The sequence below is a fragment of the Paraburkholderia sp. BR10882 genome, from assembly GCF_040948855.1.
GTDB lineage: Bacteria > Pseudomonadota > Gammaproteobacteria > Burkholderiales > Burkholderiaceae > Paraburkholderia > Paraburkholderia nodosa_A.
On record NZ_JBFPKP010000013.1, the window covers coordinates 1 to 17,708 of the forward strand.

The 17,708-nt window shown below is 65.2% G+C and carries 17 protein-coding genes; 8 read left to right on the forward strand and 9 right to left on the reverse strand.

All coding sequences use genetic code 11. From position 1 onward, the window contains the following. The first annotated feature begins 392 nt into the window (after window positions 1–392). Window positions 393–1,430 (forward strand): GGDEF domain-containing protein, encoded by a 1,038-nt coding sequence (locus tag AB3X99_RS27590; RefSeq protein WP_256094807.1) that lies wholly within the window; start codon window positions 393–395, stop codon window positions 1,428–1,430. 191 nt (window positions 1,431–1,621) lie between these two features. Beyond that, window positions 1,622–1,888, forward strand: coding sequence for a DUF4148 domain-containing protein (locus tag AB3X99_RS27595; RefSeq protein WP_069265932.1), 267 nt, complete (start codon window positions 1,622–1,624; stop codon window positions 1,886–1,888). A 119-nt stretch (window positions 1,889–2,007) separates the two neighbouring features. Here AB3X99_RS27595 and AB3X99_RS27600 read toward each other — a convergent pair whose 3' ends face one another. From AB3X99_RS27600 to AB3X99_RS27630, 7 genes are all read right to left on the reverse strand, one after another. Next, window positions 2,008–2,151: a hypothetical protein gene (locus tag AB3X99_RS27600; RefSeq protein WP_368618709.1), complete on the reverse strand. Its 144-nt coding sequence runs from the start codon at window positions 2,149–2,151 to the stop codon at window positions 2,008–2,010. Between the two features lie 147 nt (window positions 2,152–2,298). Then, a complete protein-coding gene (locus AB3X99_RS27605; RefSeq protein WP_342948950.1) occupies window positions 2,299–3,444 on the reverse strand; it encodes a hypothetical protein in 1,146 nt (381 codons plus the stop codon). A gap of 627 nt (window positions 3,445–4,071) precedes the next feature. Then, a complete protein-coding gene (locus AB3X99_RS27610; RefSeq protein WP_342948951.1) occupies window positions 4,072–4,464 on the reverse strand; it encodes a hypothetical protein in 393 nt (130 codons plus the stop codon). Window positions 4,465–4,544: 80 nt separating this feature from the next. Next, entirely contained in the window at window positions 4,545–5,216 is a 672-nt protein-coding gene (locus tag AB3X99_RS27615) for an RraA family protein (RefSeq protein WP_368602457.1), read from the reverse strand. Then, on the reverse strand, window positions 5,213–6,253 hold the full coding sequence (locus tag AB3X99_RS27620; protein WP_368618710.1) for an amidohydrolase family protein: 1,041 nt from the start codon (window positions 6,251–6,253) through the stop codon (window positions 5,213–5,215). The genes AB3X99_RS27615 and AB3X99_RS27620 overlap by 4 nt, the downstream gene beginning before the upstream one ends. Before the next feature lie 34 nt (window positions 6,254–6,287). Further along, complete coding sequence (locus AB3X99_RS27625) at window positions 6,288–7,616, reverse strand: MFS transporter (RefSeq protein ID WP_368618711.1); 1,329 nt, start codon at window positions 7,614–7,616, stop codon at window positions 6,288–6,290. A gap of 169 nt (window positions 7,617–7,785) precedes the next feature. Continuing rightward, window positions 7,786–8,685 (reverse strand): LysR family transcriptional regulator, encoded by a 900-nt coding sequence (locus AB3X99_RS27630; RefSeq protein WP_368618712.1) that lies wholly within the window; start codon window positions 8,683–8,685, stop codon window positions 7,786–7,788. Window positions 8,686–8,823: 138 nt separating this feature from the next. Here AB3X99_RS27630 and AB3X99_RS27635 point away from each other — a divergent pair, with 138 nt between their 5' ends. Genes AB3X99_RS27635 through AB3X99_RS27645 form a run of 3 tightly spaced genes read left to right on the forward strand, consistent with a single transcriptional unit; the run spans window position 8,824 to window position 12,874 of the window. Further along, a complete protein-coding gene (locus tag AB3X99_RS27635; RefSeq protein ID WP_368618713.1) occupies window positions 8,824–10,125 on the forward strand; it encodes a cytochrome c in 1,302 nt (433 codons plus the stop codon). Further along, the gene (locus AB3X99_RS27640; protein WP_342948962.1) at window positions 10,122–10,583 is read left to right on the forward strand and encodes a (2Fe-2S)-binding protein; all 462 of its coding nucleotides are present in this window, start codon (window positions 10,122–10,124) and stop codon (window positions 10,581–10,583) included. Before AB3X99_RS27635 ends, AB3X99_RS27640 begins: the two co-directional genes overlap by 4 nt. Further along, window positions 10,580–12,874: a molybdopterin cofactor-binding domain-containing protein gene (locus tag AB3X99_RS27645; RefSeq protein ID WP_368618714.1), complete on the forward strand. Its 2,295-nt coding sequence runs from the start codon at window positions 10,580–10,582 to the stop codon at window positions 12,872–12,874. The genes AB3X99_RS27640 and AB3X99_RS27645 overlap by 4 nt, the downstream gene beginning before the upstream one ends. A 20-nt stretch (window positions 12,875–12,894) precedes the next feature. On the opposite strand, the gene AB3X99_RS27650 is transcribed toward AB3X99_RS27645, so the two are convergent. Continuing rightward, window positions 12,895–13,182, reverse strand: a complete 288-nt coding sequence (locus tag AB3X99_RS27650; protein WP_069265923.1) for a hypothetical protein — start codon at window positions 13,180–13,182, stop codon at window positions 12,895–12,897. Window positions 13,183–13,344: 162 nt separating this feature from the next. Here AB3X99_RS27650 and AB3X99_RS27655 point away from each other — a divergent pair, with 162 nt between their 5' ends. Continuing rightward, window positions 13,345–14,742 carry an MFS transporter gene (locus AB3X99_RS27655; RefSeq protein WP_342948964.1) on the forward strand — a complete coding sequence of 466 codons (1,398 nt, stop codon included), beginning with the start codon at window positions 13,345–13,347 and terminating at the stop codon, window positions 14,740–14,742. A gap of 39 nt (window positions 14,743–14,781) precedes the next feature. Beyond that, complete coding sequence (locus AB3X99_RS27660) at window positions 14,782–15,777, forward strand: GlxA family transcriptional regulator (protein WP_368618715.1); 996 nt, start codon at window positions 14,782–14,784, stop codon at window positions 15,775–15,777. Between the two features lie 14 nt (window positions 15,778–15,791). Here the strand turns inward: AB3X99_RS27660 and AB3X99_RS27665 are convergent, their stop codons facing one another. Further along, window positions 15,792–16,745: a GlxA family transcriptional regulator gene (locus tag AB3X99_RS27665; RefSeq protein ID WP_069265994.1), complete on the reverse strand. Its 954-nt coding sequence runs from the start codon at window positions 16,743–16,745 to the stop codon at window positions 15,792–15,794. A gap of 142 nt (window positions 16,746–16,887) precedes the next feature. Here AB3X99_RS27665 and AB3X99_RS27670 point away from each other — a divergent pair, with 142 nt between their 5' ends. Next, window positions 16,888–17,691 carry an SDR family NAD(P)-dependent oxidoreductase gene (locus tag AB3X99_RS27670; RefSeq protein WP_368618716.1) on the forward strand — a complete coding sequence of 268 codons (804 nt, stop codon included), beginning with the start codon at window positions 16,888–16,890 and terminating at the stop codon, window positions 17,689–17,691. Window positions 17,692–17,708 lie beyond the last annotated feature (17 nt).

The following is a 17,708-nucleotide window of genomic DNA, read 5'->3' on the forward strand; positions in this document are numbered from 1 at the left end:
GCTAATTCCATTAGGGCCTGCAGGCGCATACCGACCTGCGAAAACGGGCCGGACATAAGCGTGCTGCCTTTACCTGAAAGCCAAAAATCGCAACACTGTTTGCAATCCGGGAGGCGTCCACATAAGACCTTCCCTACCCATGACGCCTCCTTGAATGCATTGACCGAGCGTATTCGGAACCGATGGATTGCACGCGATGCGCGTCACAGTATCGGTCATTCGGCGCGAAGTCGCATTGCCACACGCGCCGCCATCCTGCGAGCTGAAATTTCGTTTTTTTAGCGCCTCGAGTCGCAGTATGTGTGGGGTACACTACCGGGCGACAAAATACAGAATTACAGCGGGGGGCTGCGATGGGCGAGACGGAAACATATTCCTGGCCCGGGAAAGCGTTGTTTCGTGCATTTCCGAAGGACCCAGAGAAGGAGCAGGCCGTACTGCGCATCACGCTCGGTTCCGTCGTCCTTCTCGCCTACCTCGTTGCCTGCTCGATCTATCGCTCGACCCACGTCTACGCAACGCTTCTGGCGGTCACCGCTTATGTGGCGTTCGGCGTCATATCGTATGTAGCAGTCACCGTCGCGCCAGCGCGCTCGCTCGTACGCCTCACGCTCGCCACGTTCGCCGATCAGGCCATCGTCACCGGCGCGCTGGCCGTAGGCGGAACGGCCGCGCTGCCGCTCTTGTGGGTGGCCTTCTGGTTTCTGGTCGGCGCGGGCTGCCGCTATGGCCAGCGCATGCTGGGCCTTTCCTGCTTCGTGGCGCTCGTCGGCATCATGGGCCTGATGCATTGGCAACCGTGGTGGGGCGCCAATATCACGGCCGCGCTCGGCATTGCGCTCAGCATCGTTGCGACGTCCATCTATCTGGCGGTACTCGTCCACCGGCTGGAACGTCAGGCCTCGACCGATCCGCTCACCGGGCTCTACAACCGCGTGCGTCTCGAGCAGGCCATTGGGCGCACGCTCTTTACGCGCACCGCCGAAGTCGATCGCACGGCCATGCTGCTCGTCGATCTCGACGGCTTCAAGGAAGTGAACGACTCCTTCGGGCACGCGGTAGGCGACGAACTGCTGCGCAGCTTCGCCGCGGCACTGGTGCGCCGCATGCGGCGCGGCGACACGCTCGCACGATTGGGCGGCGACGAGTTCGTGGTGCTGGCGCGTCACGTCTACGACAAGAACGACGCGCTCACCGTCGCCAACAGCATCCACGCGATTCTCGCCAACATGCGCACCGTGGGCGGCTATCCGGTGACCGTATCGTGCAGCATCGGTGTGTGCCTGCTCACGGAAGGCAGCGGCAGCCGCTCGCTCGATGCGCGAACCTTGATGCGCGCCGTGGACAGCGCCATGTACCGGGCCAAGTCGCGCGGCATGGGCAAGACCGAGTTCGTCGATACGGTCGGTGTCGCGCCGGGCATAGTCTGACCCCATTCGCTCCCGCCGCGTTCGGGGAATTGCTGGCTCGTGCCACCGTCGTGCCCGGATTGTTCTCCTGGCGGAAACAGTGAATTCGGCTATTAGGTATTTACCCTAGTGCCCGGCCCTCCTACACTGACTTCACCGCTGCTTACAACCCTGTAGGCAGTTCAAGAAGAAAGTAAATCTGGAGGTTAGTCATGAAATCGCTCGTCCAAGCCGTCGTTATCGCTGCCGCCCTCGCCGCTCCCGTTGCCGTGTTCGCCCAGTCGAACCAGCCCGTGACGCGCGCGCAAGTGCGTGCAGACATGGTCCAGGTCGAAAAGGCCGGCTTCAATCCGGCACGTTCGAACCCCAATGAATATCCGGCGAACGTTCAAGCCGCCGAAGCTCGCGTCGCTGCGCAAAACAGCGCAGTGGGCGGCGTGAACAACGGTTCGTCGCAAGCCGGTCAGGCAGCGCAGTAAGTTGCCAGGCTGAATAGCCGCGCTTTTGTAGTCGTTGCCTTCTGGCCCGCCATCGCAGTGTGTTGCGATGGCGGGCCAGTTGTATTTCTGGCGTTTGCAACGCTTCGCGTTGCGCGTTGTTAAGCCCGAATGCGCAACACGACCTCTCCGCCGCCCGACGGCAACTGCACCTGCACGCCCGACTCTGCCGCTTGCGCCTTCAGCTCGCCGGCATCGCGCAGTTCGGGCCATTGCCGCAGGGTGAGCGGCAACGATTCGTTCACGCCGTCAGGCGCGCGACACGGCCGAAACGGACAGCTTCACTACATTGGCGAGTAGGGAGCGCTGGGCCGAAGTGGCGGAAGAAACGAAAAAGCCAGCGGACGATTTTCACGTCCGCCGGCTGTGTGCCAAGGCCTGAAACTTTGCGGCTACTGCGTCGAGAACACCGATATCCCGCCATTCGGGAATGCCGTCGACCCGGGCTGGTACGGCACGAAGACCTCACCAAGGCTGCTGTCGATGCCCACCGAGTGCGCGCCTGTCCCCACCGCCACGGTATAAATGAGCTTGCGCGTCGCGCCGTCGATCACACCCATGGTCGGCGTATAGCCCGAAGACGCCGCGGTCCCGCTCGTGACGTAGTGGCGCGCAGGCAGGAAGTAGCGATTCGACGCGGGATCATAAGCCACCTGGTCCACGCCGCCGAACGGCACCGACGCGAGTTGCGTACCCGCATTGCGATCGAGGATCAGCGTAATGAGCGGATCGCCCGCAGAAGGATCGCAACCAATCAGCACGTCGCTGTTGGGACCGAGCGCAATGCCGGAGGGGCCGCATTTGCCGAGCGCAAACGCCTTGCTCACCGCAGGCGCGCCCGACGTGACCGAACTCGCGGTGATCACGTCGAGTTCGCCGTCGGGGTTGGCGGCGGTTCCGTCGTTGTTGATGAGAAAGTTCTTCGAGACCGGATCGTACACGCAGGCTTCCAGGCCTGAAGAGCCGTTGAATACCAGTTTGTTGACGACGGCTTGCGTCGTGGTCGAAATGAAGGTCACGTAGGGCGGCGTGTCGCCGGGGCTCGCAAACATGACGAGATGGTCGTCGGGATCGTAGCAGCCTTCATCGACGCGCGAGCCCGACGTGCTGATGGGGATCGTCTTGACCGTTTGCATCGCGGACGTGTCAACGATCTTCACGCTATCGACGTCCCCTACGTACAGCGTATTCGTTCCCGTCACGCCCACGATGCCGTCGGGCCCGGACGCATCGGTGCTCGCGCCCGCACCCGTGAAGTTGCCCGGAATCTGCGCGAGCAGCGCTTTCGTTTTGGTATCGACGACATCGACGGACTTGTTGTTGCGATCGGCCAGATAGTACCGGCCCGCTTCGACATAGCCGATATCGAAGCTGAACGCCGGGCTCGTCGTATTGGGCACGACAATGTTCGAGAGCAGTTTGGGCGCAGACGGTGTGGCCGCGGCCGACGCCGGGTTGGAACTCGATGAGTCCGAGCCTCCGCAACCGGCAACGGCCACCGTCGCCGCGAGTAGAAAGGCCAATAAGGGTTTATTCATCAGTCGGCTCCTTTGAGCAACAGAACAAGTGGATCAACACGCGAATGCCTCTCGGAATCTGCGGGAGCGCCTCGATGAATCCTCATCGCGCCGCGGCTCACGTCATCCATTTTCTTGAAGCGGCGCAATGGCGGGCTTCGATATGGACGTAAGGATGCGCAACGAGCGGTAATAATGCACAGCAAAAGAAATTGATCGTTTCTATTTAAAAGCGCCTATGAATGTATGGCTGTAGAAACTTATCGAGGACTAGAAGCATCGCGCTCAGTAAGTTTCGGTTCACATCTTTTTTTCTGGAATGAAACTCAGAATTGATCAGATCGGCAAAAGAATCCAGACGTGCTGTGCCGCGCCATTTCCTGCACTGCAATGCCGCGAGGGCCTTGAAGCGCGAGCTTTAGCTTGTCTTGGGAGGTTTTGATGCGGGGGCACATCGATATGCGGCGTTTGGCGCGGCGTCGATTGAGCCGCGCGCAAACGGGACACGCATGTAAGGTTCGGTTGTGAAGTCGAAAGCGACATTGGCGGTCATTCGAAGATCAAGCCGCCAGAAATGAATTAGAGGCCAGGGAAAAGCCTGACCTCCGTTTGATTCACCACGAATATAAGCGCGCGGGAATCAGAAGTTCAAAGCGGCACATCCTCGATCAAACGCGCTTTCAACGCACGGATACGCTGATCGACGAAATAGCCGCCACCTTCCGTATAACGAAGGTAAAGCCGTCCGCACAGCGTGCATTTCCACACGCCGCAACGGTTATACGGAAAGTACCGGGGCGCGATCGGCGCATTCTCCGACCAGTAGCCCGTCTCTCCAGGCAGATGTTCGGCGAAGGTCGGTTCGGCCTCGTCCGCACTAACGAGCGTGCCGATCTGTTCCAGTTGCCGCTCGTCGAGCGAGAGCGGCTGCGATTGCCAGCCATCCAGCGGCGTTTTCGTGCAGGTACAAAGCGGCGTGTCGGTTTGCTCCGCGTGTTCGGCGAGTTCGCGCAGCGCGGCAGCGTCAAGATATCGGGTCATGGAACAAGAGGGGATCTGCGATTGAGCGAGGGAGCACAAGCTCCAGCGCGCATCTTAACGCCTGGAGCCGCCTGGGCTCATCAGGCGCCGCTTCTCATGCGCTCGATGTGGGGCATCACCCATGCGCGGTCGAAGCGCCCTTCGGCGATCGCCTGCAATGCGGCGGCCTCCTTTTCGGCCTGCCGGCGCGCGCCCGCAATGACGGCCTCCACATCCGCGGGCGCGATGGCGAGCAAGCCGTCCTCGTCGCCCACGATGATGTCGCCGGGATTGACGACCATCCTGCCGATGGTCACCGGCACGTTGATTTCGCCCGGTCCGTTCTTGTAGGGCCCGCGGTGTGTCACGCCGCGCGCATACACCGGAAAGTCGCGCTGACGAATCGCGCCGACGTCGCGGATCGCGCCGTCGATCACGAGCCCCTGCACACCGAGGCTTTCCGCGTAGCTCGACATGATGTCGCCCATCAGGGCCTGGGTCACCTCGCCCGCCCCATCGATCACGAGCACGTCGCCCGGCCGGCAGAAGTCGAACGCGCGATGGATGGCGAGATTGTCGCCGGGACGCGTGCGCACCGTCACCGCCGTGCCCGCCATCGGCCTCGGCTTGTGGAACGGCTGCAGGCCGAGAATGCCGCTCGAGCGCGCCATGTTGTCGCTCAGGAGCGACACCTGCAGTTCGCGCAACGCGGCGAGCGTCGCTGCGCCGGCCTGCGGGGCAGACTCGTTTTCGCGCCAGCCAATCTGGTTCATTTTGTGATCCCTTCCAGTGCGGTTTGTCGTTCGATCTGCGCGGAAAGCCGGCTGTACACCGCGCGCGCGTTGCCTTCGTAGATGCGTTGCCGGTCGGCGTCGCTGAGCCATTCGATCGCGTCGATATAGCGGCGCGTGTCGTCGTAGTAGTGGCCGGTTTCCGGGTCGATGCCCTGCACCGCGCCGATCGTCTCCGAGGCGAACAAAATGTTCTCAACCGGTATCACCTTGGCGAGCAGATCGGAGCCCGGCTGGTGATAAACGCAGGTATCGAAGAACACGTTCTTGAGCAGGTAGTCCTTCAGGAGCGGGCGCTTCATGTCCTGCGCCAGGCCGCGATAGCGTCCCCAGTGATACGGAACCGCGCCGCCGCCGTGTGGAATGATGAAGCGCAAGGTCGGGAAGTCGGCGAACAGGTCGCCCTGCAGCAACTGCATGAACACCGAGGTGTCGCCGTTGATGTAATGTGCGCCCGTCGCATGAAAGTTGGGATTGCACGACGACGAAACGTGGATCATCGCGGGCACGTCGAGCTCCACCATGGCCTCGTAAAGCGGATACCACGAGCGATCCGTGACCGGCAGCCCCGACCAATGCCCGCCCGAGGGGTCCGGGTTGAGGTTGCAGCCGACGAACCCCAGTTCCTCCACGCAGCGGCGCAGCTCGGGAATGCAGTTTTCCGGCGTCACGCCCGGCGCTTGAGGCAACTGGCAAACACCCACGAAATGCTGCGGGAAAAGCGCGCACACGCGATGCACGAGATCGTTGCATTCGCTGGACCAAAGCGCATTTGCCTCTGCGCCCGCCTGATGGTGGCCCATACCCGCAGCGCGCGGGGAAAAGATCGTCAGGTCCGTGCCGCGCTCGCGCTGAATGCGGCGCTGGCCGTTTTCGATGCTTTCGCGAATCTCGTCGTCGCTGATCGACGGGCGCGGCGGCATCGGCGTGCCGTCCTTGAGCGCGGCGATCTGTTTGGCGCGCCAGGCTTCGTGCTGGGGCGGCGAGGTCGTGTAGTGACCGTGGCAATCAATGATCATGTAGCAATTCCATCAGGTGTACGGATGAATCAAGTCAGCTTTCCGTCGCTTCGTCATGGCCGACGAGCGCCGGGTTCGAGGCGCCGCTCTCGGCAGGCTTCACGCGCATCACGATGGCGATGAGCGTGGCGACCACGAGAAAAGCGGCGATGGTGAGCAGCGCGAGCTTGAAGTTGCCGGTGGCGTGACGCACGAGACCGATGGTCCACGGCCCCACCACGCCGCCGAACTGGGCGATCGTGTTGATGAGCGCGATCGTCGCCGCGCCCGCCGCACCGGTTCTGAACGAAGCGGCAAGACTCCAGAACAGCGGGTTGCCCGCATAGATGAAGAGGCCCGTCACGCAAAGCAGCGCATACGCAAGCAGCGGATTCGGCGCATACGCGCTGCCCGCAATCGCCAGCGCGCTCATGCCGTAGACGAATGCGAGGTGGTACTTGCGGTCGCCGGTGCGATCCGAGCTGCGGCTCACGAGAAACGTGCCCAGCACGCCCAGCAGCGGCGGCGCGGCGGAGAGGAAGCCCACTTCGATGTTGTTGAGGTGGCCCAGGCTCTTCACGATCTGCGGCAGCCACAGGAACAGGCCATAAATGCCGACCAGCGCGCAGCCGAACAGACACGCGAGACTCCAGACGCGAATGTCACTCGCGACCTTCAGCAGCGGGAAATGCCGATGGCGTCCCAGCGCCTCGCGCTCCGTGGCGAGTGTGGCTTCGAGCCATTGCTTCTCTTCCGTGGAAAGCCAGTCGGCGTCGGCGGGGCGCTCGGTCATGATGCGCAGCGTGACGAGGCCGAGCAGCATGGCGGGCACGCCTTCGATAATGAACATCCACTGCCAGCCGTGCATGCCGAGCACGCCATTCGCGTAAGTCATGACGGTGGTCGAGAGCGGGCCGCCCAGCACGGCCGAGAACGACCCCGCGATGATGTACCCGCCCACGGCGCGGGCGCGATAGCGCTCCGGAAACCAGTAGGTCAGATACACGGCGATACCCGGCAGAAAGCCCGCTTCCATCACGCCGAGCAAAAAGCGCAGCACGTAGAAGCTCGACGCGTTGAACACGAAGGCCGTTGCGGCCGCAACGGCACCCCACGTGAGCAGAATGCGCGCGATCCAGCGGCGCGCGCCCACGCGGTGCAACAACAGATTGCTGGGCACTTCCAGCAGCATGTAGCCGACAAAGAAAATGCTGCCCGCGAAGCCGAACACGGCAGGGTCGAAGCCCATGTCCGAGTTCATGTCGAGTGCGGCGAACCCGATATTGATGCGGTCCAGATAATTGAAAAACATCATGCAGAAAAGGAGCGGCACGAGCCGCTTGTAAACCTTTCGCATGGTTGCTGCTTCATCGAAGTGACTCATGCTGTCTCCGCTTCATGGCGACGGGCGGTGCCGTCGCTGCATAGTTATCGGCCGGCAGCGGTGAGCGTTGCCGGCGGCACCCCTCGAGACAGGGCGCCTGAGTTTCGATAATAAGAAGCGGGGGGCGTCGAGTCCAAGACGCGATACTTATGCTTCTATAAGCGTGCGCTTATAGTGTGCTGGCGAGCGGCGGCGGCAGGCATTCGAGAAACGCGCGCAGATGCGGCGAGGCGTCGTCGCTGCGGAACGTCGCGGCCAGCACGGTGCGCTGTGCGGCGCCAGGGCCCGCGAGGTGGCGCGCCACGACGTCGGCGCGGCCATGACGCGCCACCGACTCGCCCACCACGGTCACGCCGAGCCCCGCCGCCACGAGCGCAATGGCGGTCTGGATCTCATAGGCCTGGTGCGCGACGAAGGGCGTCACGCCCGCGTCGCGGTAGAGCGCCTGAACCGTGCGCTTGAACTGCGCGTTCTGATGCTTCGGGTAGAGGATCAATGGCGTATCGGCGAGCTCATCGATGCGCACCATCTTTCGTTTGGCGAGCGGGTGATCCGACGCCATCAACACCACGAGCCGCTCGCGCAGCAGCGGCAAGGTCGTGTAGCCGGGCACGGCGAGCGGCTGCCGCCCAATGCCGATATGGATGCGCATGTCGCGCAACGCGTCGGTCTGCTCGTCGGTCAGCATTTCGAACAGCTTGAGCTCGACCTGCGGATACGCCTGATGAAACGCCTTGAGCGCGGGCGGCAGCACGCTGTACATCGACGAGCGCGTGAAGCCGACACTGAGCCAGCCGCGCCGGCCCACGCCGATCTCCAGCGCGCCGTGCGTCACCTCGGCGAGCGAGCCGAGAATCTGCCGCGCTTCGGTGGCCAGGTACTGGCCCGCTTCCGTCAGGCGCAGCGGGCGGCGCGTACGATCGATCAGTTGCGTACCCACCCGGTCCTCGAGGGAGCGGATCTGCTGGCTCAAGGCCGGCTGCGCAATGTGCAGACGCTCCGCGGCGCGGCTGAAGTTCAGTTCCTCGGCGAGTGTCACGAAACACTGCAGGCCCCGAAGCTCGTTCATCTCGTCATCTCCGTATCGATTTGCCCAGCATCGTAATACAGTGAACAACCTGCGAACTGGGCACGTCATTTGCTGGCGATCGAACGGCGCATGCCGATCGCCATGTTGAGCGATGGCCCTCTCGGCTCTGGAGGCTCGATGAAAGGCACGCGGGTACGGATGGCGGGCATGGCCGTCGTCCTTCTTGCTCTCGCTGCCGCCTATGGCGGCCACGTTGCGCGTGCCTGGGAGCGAGGGCTCGCGCCGGTGGCCGCGCCCTCGCCGCCTGCGGGCGACGCCGCGGCCATCGCGCGCGGCGCGAAGCTCGCGGCCGTCGGCAACTGCATGACGTGCCATACCGCGACTCAAGGTCGGCCGCTCGCGGGCGGTCTGCCGTTGCAAACGCCCTTCGGCGTGATCTACTCGACCAACATCACCCCGGACAAGGACACCGGCATCGGCGACTGGTCGCTCGACGCGTTCACGCGCGCGATGCGGCGCGGCGTTTCGCGCGACGGGCATCTGCTCTATCCCGCGTTCCCGTACCCGCACTTCGCGCAGATGAGCGACACCGATATCGCCGCGCTCTATGCGTGGCTGATGAGCCGCGCGAGCGTCAACGCGCCGGCGCCGCACAATGCGCTGATTTTTCCGTTGGGGTTCCGGCCGCTCATGGCAGTGTGGAATAAGCTCTATCTGCCGCCTACGTCTGCTCCGTCTGCCACCTCGACAGACACACAAGCGCCCGAGGTCGCGCGCGGCCGCTATCTCGTCGAGAGCCTCGGTCATTGCGGCGCGTGCCACACGCCGCTCAACCGTCTCGGCGCCGAGCGCCGCGACCATGCGTTGCAGGGCGGCACCCTCGAGGGCTGGGACGCGCCCGCGCTCACCGACCTCACGGCACGCCCAAGACCCTGGACGCAAGCACAACTGACGAACTACCTGCGTACGGGCTACGCCAGCGAGCATGGCGCGGCGGCGGGCCCGATGCGTACGGTGACGCGCTCGCTCGGCGACGCGTCTGCCGAAGACGTCGAGGCGATCGCCGCGTATCTGATGACACTGCAGTCCAATCCGAATGCCGCCGCGCCGCCCGCCGCCGCCAGCGTCCATGTCTCGACTGCGCCCGCCAACGGCGCTACCCTGTTTGCCGCGGCCTGCGCGTCGTGCCACGGCGAAGGCGCGGCGATGTCGATCGACGGCCATCGTCCGTCGCTGTCGCTCTCCACCGCCGTCAACGCCGATAGCCCGCGCAACATGGTGCGCATCATGCTCGACGGCATTGCCTGGCACGAGAGCGAAGCCGGGTCTTTCATGCCGCCATTTGCCGGCACCTTCACGGACACGCAGATCGCGGAGCTTGCCAACTACACGCGCGTGCGCTTCACCGCGCTTGGCCCCTGGTCCGCGCTCGACGCCCAGGCCGTGGCGCGTCTTCGCAAGGAAAGCCCATCACGATGATTACGCTCAACGTCAACGGCGTCAGCCATACCGTCGATGCCGATCCGTCCACGCCGCTGCTCTATGTGCTGCGCAACCAGTTGCGGCTCAATGGCGCAAAGTTCGGCTGCGGGCTCGGGCAATGCGGCGCGTGCACGGTGAGCGTGGGCGGCGAGCCGGTGTTCTCGTGCCTGCTGCCGGTCGTGGCCGTGGCCGAGCGGCCCGTGCGTACCGTCGAAGGGCTCGGCAGCGCGGATCATCCTGGGCCGCTGCAACAGGCCTTTATCGATCAGCAGGCCGCGCAGTGCGGCTACTGCATCGCGGGCATGATCATGCGCGCGCAAACGCTTCTGGAGCGCACGCCGCACGCCACGGACGACGAGATTCGCCGTTATATGCAGCCGAATCTGTGCCGCTGTGGCACGCATATGCGCATCCTCGCGGCGATCCGGCAAGTAGCGGCGGGCACGCAGTCATGAGCCGCACTCGCCCATCCTCTTCGCTCGACCCTGGCGGCCCCGACGACGCCACGCGCCGTCGCTTCCTCGTGGGCGGCTCGCTCATGGTGAGCTTCGCCATCGTGCCGGGCATGGCCGCCCTCGCCCAAACCACCACCGAAGCGGGCACTTTCCACGCGAGCGCCCCGAAGCTGCCCGGCAGCCTCAAGACCACGCCATCGCTCGACGCGTGGATCAAGGTCGCACCGGACGGTCACGTGAGCGTGTTCACGGGCAAGGTGGAGTTGGGCACCGGCGTTCGCACGGCGCTCCTGCAACTCGCCGCCGAAGAACTCGACCTCGCGCCTCACGCGATCGAAATGATCACCGCCGATACGGCCGCCACGCCGAATGAGGGCTACACGGCGGGCAGCCACACGATGGCGGACAGCGGCACGGCCATCCTCAACGCGGCGGCCCAGGTGCGCACGCTGCTCGTCGAAAGCGCAGCGGCGCAGTTGGGCGTCGATGCCGCCGCGCTCACCACGCGCGACGGCGCGATCCTCGCCGCCGACGGAAGGCGTGTGACCTACGGTGAAGCGGTGCAGAACGCGAACCTGCATCAGGACGCGCAACCCAACGCCGCGAAAAAGCCGCCCGCGCACTACGCCGTGATCGGGCACACGCTGCCGCGCGTGGATATTCCGGGCAAGGTCACGGGCGGCCCGAGCTATGTTCAGGACCTACGGCTCGCCGGCATGCTGCACGCGCGCGTCGTGAGGCCGCCCTCCTATGGCGCGCGGCTCGTTGCTGTCGATAGCGCGCGCGTGGCGGCGCTGCCTGGCGTCGTCAAGGTCGTGCGCAACGGCGACTACCTCGCCGTGGTCGCCGACGACGAATGGCGCGCCATCGTCGCCATGCGCGAACTCGCGCTCGCGGCGCAGTGGCAGCCGGGCCCTCCGCTGCCCGATCCCGCCGGAATTCACGCGTTTCTAATGAACCTGCCCGCACAGGAAATCGTCGTGGCGGATCAGGGCGCGCCCGCACGCCAGTCGGCGGTGACGTTGAAAGCCCGCTATTCGAAGCCCTATTTGACGCACGGATCGATCGGGCCTTCGTGCGCGCTCGCGCAACTCGACAACGGCGTCATGACGGTCTGGACGCACACGCAAGGCGTCTATCCGCTGCGCGCCGGCATAGCCGAGATGCTCGGCATGCCGCGCGAGAAAGTGCGCTGCGTGCACGTGGAAGGTTCGGGCTGCTACGGACACAACGGCGCGGACGACGCCTCCGGTGACGCCGCGCTCATCGCCCGCGAGCTGCCCGGCCGGCCGGTGCGCGTGCAGCTCATGCGCGAGCAGGAACACCTGTGGGAGCCGTTCGGCCCCGCGATGACCGTGGAGGCGAGCGCGTCGCTCGACGCCGGCGGATCGATCGTCGCCTGGCAATACGAACTATGGAGCAATACCCATAACAATCGCATCGAGAACGCGGGCCGGCTCTTGCCGGCGCAGCTGCTCGCGCAACCCTTCACGCCCGCGCCGCCCAAGCCGATTCCCATGCCGGAAGGCGGCGGCGACCGCAACAGCATTCCGCTCTACCGCGTGCCGATGCTGCACGTGCAGCATCACTTCCTGCCCGATATGCCGATACGCGTCTCGGCCATGCGCTCGCTCGGCGCGCATATGAACGTGTTCGCCATCGAGAGCTTGATCGACGAGCTTGCGAGTGCCGCGCAAGCAGACCCTGTCGCGTTCCGGCTCAAGCATCTCGACGACCCACGCGCGCAAGCCGTCATTCATGCCGTGGCCGATCGATTCGGCTGGCGTGCACATGCCGCGCGTGCGACGCACCCGGACGTGCGCGCGTCCGGCTCCGGCTTTGCATTCGCCCAATACAAGAACCTGATGGCCTACCTCGCCATTGCCATGGACGTGACCGTCATGCGCGATACCGGCGAGGTGCGTATCGAGCGCGTGGTCTCCGCCATCGACTGCGGTCAGATCGTCAATCCGGATGGCGTGCGCAACCAGGTCGAAGGCGGCATTTTGCAGTCCGCGAGCTGGACGCTCTTCGAGGAAACGCATTTCGACCGCGAAGGTATTACGAGCTTCGACTGGAGCACTTACCCGATCATGCGCTTCGCGTCGGTGCCCGGGCGCGTGGAGGTTGTGCTGATCGATCGCCCCGGCCTGCCGTTTCTCGGTGTGGGCGAAGCGGCGCAAGGACCGGCCGCGGCAGCGCTCGCCAACGCGATTGCCGACGCGACCGGTGTGAGAATCCGCGACTTGCCGCTGCTCGGGCCGAAGTCGCGGAACGCGCTCAAGGCGTAGCGAAGCCGCCGCGTGTTTCGCTAGTGCTGTTTAGGCGGCAGAGGCTGATCGAGGCCGGGCTCGACCGGCGTGGGCACCGCATCGCCCAGCGGCCTGGAAATGTCGTTGTGCGGCGCCCGATCTTTCTCGCCTGGGTCCTTGCCCGCCTCCTCCGTTGGCAAAGTCTTGGGTGGCAGCGGCTGATCGAGACCCGGCTCAGTGGGTGCAGGCACAGCGTCCCCAATTGGCTTGGGCAGATCCGTGCCGCGCGGTTCCGGTGCATCGTCGGGCTGTTCGGGATGTTCGGACTCGTCGGACTGGTTGCTCATCGTATCGACCTCCCTTCGCGATGGATATCGCATGGTCCCGCCAGATCATGCAGGGACCGTGCCAGTGGCAGCGGGGCCAACTTCAGTAGAATGAGGGACACTGAGCGCCGAATCCGGCGGCCGACGAAGAATCACGCCCGGAAAATCCTGGAACACGCCCTGATGCCGCACGCCCTCGATCGCCGCACCGCCGTCGCATTCCTTGTGGCCGCAACGTTCTTCATGGAGAACCTCGACGCCACCGTCATCACCACCTCGCTGCCCATCATCGCGCGCGACTTTCACACGGCGCCCGCGTATCTCTCGATCGGCGTCTCCGCGTACCTCGTCGCGCTGACGATGTTCATCCCCGTGAGCGGCTGGTTCGCCGAGCGCTTCGGCGCGCGGCGCGTGTTCGCCACGGCCATCACCGTGTTCAGCGTGGCCTCGCTGCTGTGCGCGCTGAGTTCGGGCCTGTTCGCCTTCACCGCCGCGCGCGTGCTGCAGGGGCTGGGCGGCGCGATGATGGTGCCGGTGGGCCGGCTCGTCGTGCTGCGCGACACGCCGAAGCACGAGATCGTGCGCGCCATTGCGATCCTCACCTGGCCCGCGCTGGTCGCGCCGATTCTCGGACCGCCGCTCGGCGGCTGGATCAGCACGCACTGGAGCTGGCACTGGATCTTCCTGCTCAACCTGCCGCTGGGCGTGGCCGCGCTCGTGGCCGCTCTGCTGCTCCTGCGCGACGAGCATACGCAACCGCGGCGCTTCGATACCTTCGGCTTCTTGTTGAGCGGCCTCGGCTTCGCGTTCGTCATGAGCGGCATCGAGATGGCGAGCCGCTCCGACGTCACCGCGCCCGTGTCGATCGGCACCTGCGTGGCGGGCATTGCACTGTTGGCGGCGGCCGTCGTGCATGTGCGGCGCGTGCCGCATCCGCTGTTCGATCTCGCGCCCGTGAAGATCAACACCTTTCGCGTGACCGTGTTCGGCGGCTCGCTGTTTCGCACGGCCATCGGCACCGCGCCGTTTCTGCTGCCGCTCATGTTCCAGGTGGCGTTCGGGTGGAGCGCCGTGGCATCGGGCGCACTGCTGCTGTGGCTGTTCGCCGGCAATCTATGCATGAAGCCGGGCACCACGTGGGTCATGAACCGCTTCGGCTTTCGCACCGTCTTGATCGGCAACGGCACGCTGGTCGCGCTCGGCTTTGCGGGCTTCACGCTGCTCGGGGCCGATACGCCGCGTGTCGTCGTGGCCGCGTTGCTGTTCTTCAGCGGCCTCGTGCGCTCGATGCAGTTCACCGCCCTGAACACCATTGGTTTCGCCGACGTGCCCCAGGCGCAGATGCGCGACGCGACGACGCTCTTCTCCGTGCTGCAGCAGATGAACGCCGGCATGGGGATCGCCGTGGGTGCGCTGGCGCTTTCGGTTGCCGAGGCGCTGCGCGGCACCCATGCGGGCACGGCGGGCGCAGCCGACTTCCATCTCGCGTTCTGGTTCATCACGGCGCTCGCGGCGCTTGGCGTGGTCGACAGCGTGCTGCTGCCGCGCAGCGCGGGCGCGCATATTCTCGCGCGACGCTAGCGAACCTCCGATCCCTGATTCCGTTCTTCGTTCAACACGATGCTGACCGTTGCGCTATTCGTCTTTCCAGGCGTCCAGGCCCTCGATGTGTTCGGGCCCACCGACGTCTTCTCGGAGGCCAATCGCCTGCTGCCGCCCGAGGCGCAATACCAGCTCGAGCTGATCGCAACGGAACGCGACACCGTACGCTGTTCCAGCGGTGTGCGGATCGGCGCGGACCGGTACTTCGACGAAGCAGGCGGCCATTACGATTTGCTGCTCGTTGCGGGCGGCCCATCGCTCGTTGAGCAGCCGCTTGCCGATGCGGCGCACGCGTGGCTGCGCGAAGCCAGCAGGCGCGCCCGGCGCTTCGGCTCCATCTGCAACGGCGCGCTGACGCTGGGGCGCGCGGGCTTGCTCGACGGCCGCACCGTGACGACACACTGGAACGATGCAGCCGCGCTCGCCGCGATGTGCCCGAGCGCGAACGTCGAATTCGACCGCATCTTCATACAGGACGGCAATCTCTATACCTCGGCGGGCGTGACGGCGGGCATCGATCTCTCGCTGTACCTGCTCGCTCAGGATCATGGCCCGGAAATCGCGCTGCAGGTGGCGCGACGGCTCGTGGTGTTCGTGCAGCGCGCGGGCGGCCAGTCGCAATTCAGCCCGTATCTCACGCCCTACGCGGAAGCGACGTCGCCCATCGCCCAGGTGCAGCAGTACGTGCTCGGGCATCTGAATGAAGATCTTGGCGTTGAGGTGCTCGCCGGCGTCGCGCAGATGAGCAAGCGAAACTTCGCGAGAATTTTTGTGCGCGACACCAATGTGACGCCCGCCGAATTTGTCGAGAGCGCACGCATCGACGCCGCGCGCGTGATGCTGGAAAACAGCACGGCGCCGTTGAAGACGGTGGCCTTTCGATGCGGCATGCGCGACGCCGACCAATTGCGCGTGGCGTTCAAGCGCAAGCTGGGCACCACGCCGCAGCAATATCGCGCGCACTTCGGCGCTGTCACAGCAAAAGCCAAACGCACCGCAAAGGCCGATACCTAGCAGCCTCGTTGCGCCTACGGCCCCGCCCGCACCTCGCGCCGCACCGCCTGCGGCGGCACGCCGAACCCACGCACGAACGCTTCGCGCATGTGCCGCCGGTCGCGAAAGCCGGTCTCGCGTGCGATGACATCGAGCGGATGCGTGCTCTGTTCGATCATGAGGCGCGCCGCCTCGAGACGCAGGCCTTCCACGGCGCGCGCCGGCGACTGCCCCGTTTCCGCTGTGAACACGCGGCTGAACTGGCGCGGGCTCAGGTGCACGGCCTCTGCAAGCTGCTCCACCGTGAGCGCGCTGCTCAGGTTGCGGCGCGCGTAGTCGAGCGCGTTCTGAATGCGGTCCGATTTCGGCGCGAGCGCGAGCATTTCGGAATGCTGCGACTGGCCGCCCGAGCGCCGCTGATGCATGACTAGCTTGTGCGCCACCGAGCGCGCCGTCTCAGCGCCGAGGTCGCGTTCGACCATGGCAAGCGCGAGATCGAGCCCCGCCGTCATGCCCGCCGAAGTCCAGACCGGCCCGTCGACGATATAGATGCGGTCGTCTTCCACGCGCACTTCGGGAAAGCGCTGCTGCAGATCGCGCGCGTAGTACCAGTGCGTGGTGGCGCGGCGACCGTCGAGCAGGCCCGCCTCGGCCAGCACGAAACCGCCCGTGCAGATACCCGCCACCCGTCGCGCGCGGCCGCTCGCGCGGCGCAGGAACGCCAGCACCGCGGGCTCCGCGTCCACGGTACGCGGGTCGTTCACGCCCGCCACGATCCAGGTGTCCACGCGGCTGCGCGCGGGCGCGGGGGTGCGCAGCGTCTCCACGCTCATGCCGAGCGACGAACGCACCGCGCCACCCTCCACCGAATAGTTCTCGATCGCGTAGAACGGCGAGTCGGCCATCATGTTCGCGTATTCGAAAACGCTTTGGGTTGCGAGCGCCATCACCTGGAATTCGTCGCTCAAAAGGTAGCCGATGCGGTGCATGTCCTGTTCCTGTCGCTGCATGTCCTGAATCACGACCTTATACGTCATTTGCGCCACGGTCAATCGCGGCCAGAATGTATTCACAGCAGCGCCACTTGCACGTTACCTAACCACCCGCGCCGCTACGCCAAGGAGCTTGATCATGAACCAGCCAACCCATCGCGGCACCGCGCTCGTCACCGGCGCATCGTCCGGCATCGGCGCCGTGTACGCCGCGGAACTCGCGCGCCAGGGCTACGACCTCGTGCTCGTCGCGCGCAATCGCGAGCGGCTCGCCGCGCTCGCTGAGCGCATCACGAGCGAAACCCGGCGCGACGTGGAAGTGCTCGCCGCCGATCTCAACGACCGTGACGATCTCGCCGCCGTGGAAGCTCGTCTGCGCGACGACGCAAGCCTCACGCTGCTCGTGAACAACGCGGGCATCGGCACGCACACGCCGCTCGTGGAGAGCGACGTCGATTACATGACGCGCATGATCGAGCTGAACGTCACCGCGCTCACGCGGCTCACGTATGCGGCCGTGCCGGGTTTCGTGGCGCGCGGCCAGGGGGCGATCATCAACATCGCTTCCATCGTGAGCATCGCGCCCGAGATCCTCAACGGCGTGTATGGCGGCACCAAGGCCTTCGTGCTCGCGTTCAGCCAGTCGCTGCATCACGAACTGGCGGGCATGGGCATCCGCGTGCAGGCGGTGCTGCCCGGCGCCACGGCTACGGAGTTCTGGGAGACGGGCGGCCTGCCGCTCGAACATCTCGACAGCGCGATCGTGATGTCGGCGCAGGACATGGTGCGCGCCGCCCTCACCGGCTTCGAGCGCGGTGAAACCGTGACGATTCCGTCGCTGCACGACGTTGAGCATTGGAACGCGTTCGAGACGGCTCGCCGCGCGATGTCCACGCAGCTGTCCAGCAACACGCCCGCGCCGCGCTATCGCGTCGCGCAGTGACGTTCCGGTTCGTTCAG

Excerpts from the sequence above, each read along its gene's own strand:
- AB3X99_RS27595 (WP_069265932.1), top strand. The coding sequence starts at position 1,622 with ATGAAATCGCTCGTCCAAGCCGTCGTTATCGCTGCCGCCCTCGCCGCT.
- AB3X99_RS27605 (WP_342948950.1), bottom strand. The coding sequence starts at position 3,444 with ATGAATAAACCCTTATTGGCCTTTCTACTCGCGGCGACGGTGGCCGTT.
- AB3X99_RS27610 (WP_342948951.1), bottom strand. The coding sequence starts at position 4,464 with ATGACCCGATATCTTGACGCTGCCGCGCTGCGCGAACTCGCCGAACAC.
- AB3X99_RS27615 (WP_368602457.1), bottom strand. The coding sequence starts at position 5,216 with ATGAACCAGATTGGCTGGCGCGAAAACGAGTCTGCCCCGCAGGCCGGC.
- AB3X99_RS27620 (WP_368618710.1), bottom strand. The coding sequence starts at position 6,253 with ATGATCATTGATTGCCACGGTCACTACACGACCTCGCCGCCCCAGCAC.
- AB3X99_RS27625 (WP_368618711.1), bottom strand. The coding sequence starts at position 7,616 with ATGAGTCACTTCGATGAAGCAGCAACCATGCGAAAGGTTTACAAGCGG.
- AB3X99_RS27630 (WP_368618712.1), bottom strand. The coding sequence starts at position 8,685 with ATGAACGAGCTTCGGGGCCTGCAGTGTTTCGTGACACTCGCCGAGGAA.
- AB3X99_RS27635 (WP_368618713.1), top strand. The coding sequence starts at position 8,824 with ATGAAAGGCACGCGGGTACGGATGGCGGGCATGGCCGTCGTCCTTCTT.
- AB3X99_RS27640 (WP_342948962.1), top strand. The coding sequence starts at position 10,122 with ATGATTACGCTCAACGTCAACGGCGTCAGCCATACCGTCGATGCCGAT.
- AB3X99_RS27645 (WP_368618714.1), top strand. The coding sequence starts at position 10,580 with ATGAGCCGCACTCGCCCATCCTCTTCGCTCGACCCTGGCGGCCCCGAC.
- AB3X99_RS27650 (WP_069265923.1), bottom strand. The coding sequence starts at position 13,182 with ATGAGCAACCAGTCCGACGAGTCCGAACATCCCGAACAGCCCGACGAT.
- AB3X99_RS27655 (WP_342948964.1), top strand. The coding sequence starts at position 13,345 with ATGCCGCACGCCCTCGATCGCCGCACCGCCGTCGCATTCCTTGTGGCC.
- AB3X99_RS27660 (WP_368618715.1), top strand. The coding sequence starts at position 14,782 with ATGCTGACCGTTGCGCTATTCGTCTTTCCAGGCGTCCAGGCCCTCGAT.
- AB3X99_RS27665 (WP_069265994.1), bottom strand. The coding sequence starts at position 16,745 with ATGCACCGCATCGGCTACCTTTTGAGCGACGAATTCCAGGTGATGGCG.
- AB3X99_RS27670 (WP_368618716.1), top strand. The coding sequence starts at position 16,888 with ATGAACCAGCCAACCCATCGCGGCACCGCGCTCGTCACCGGCGCATCG.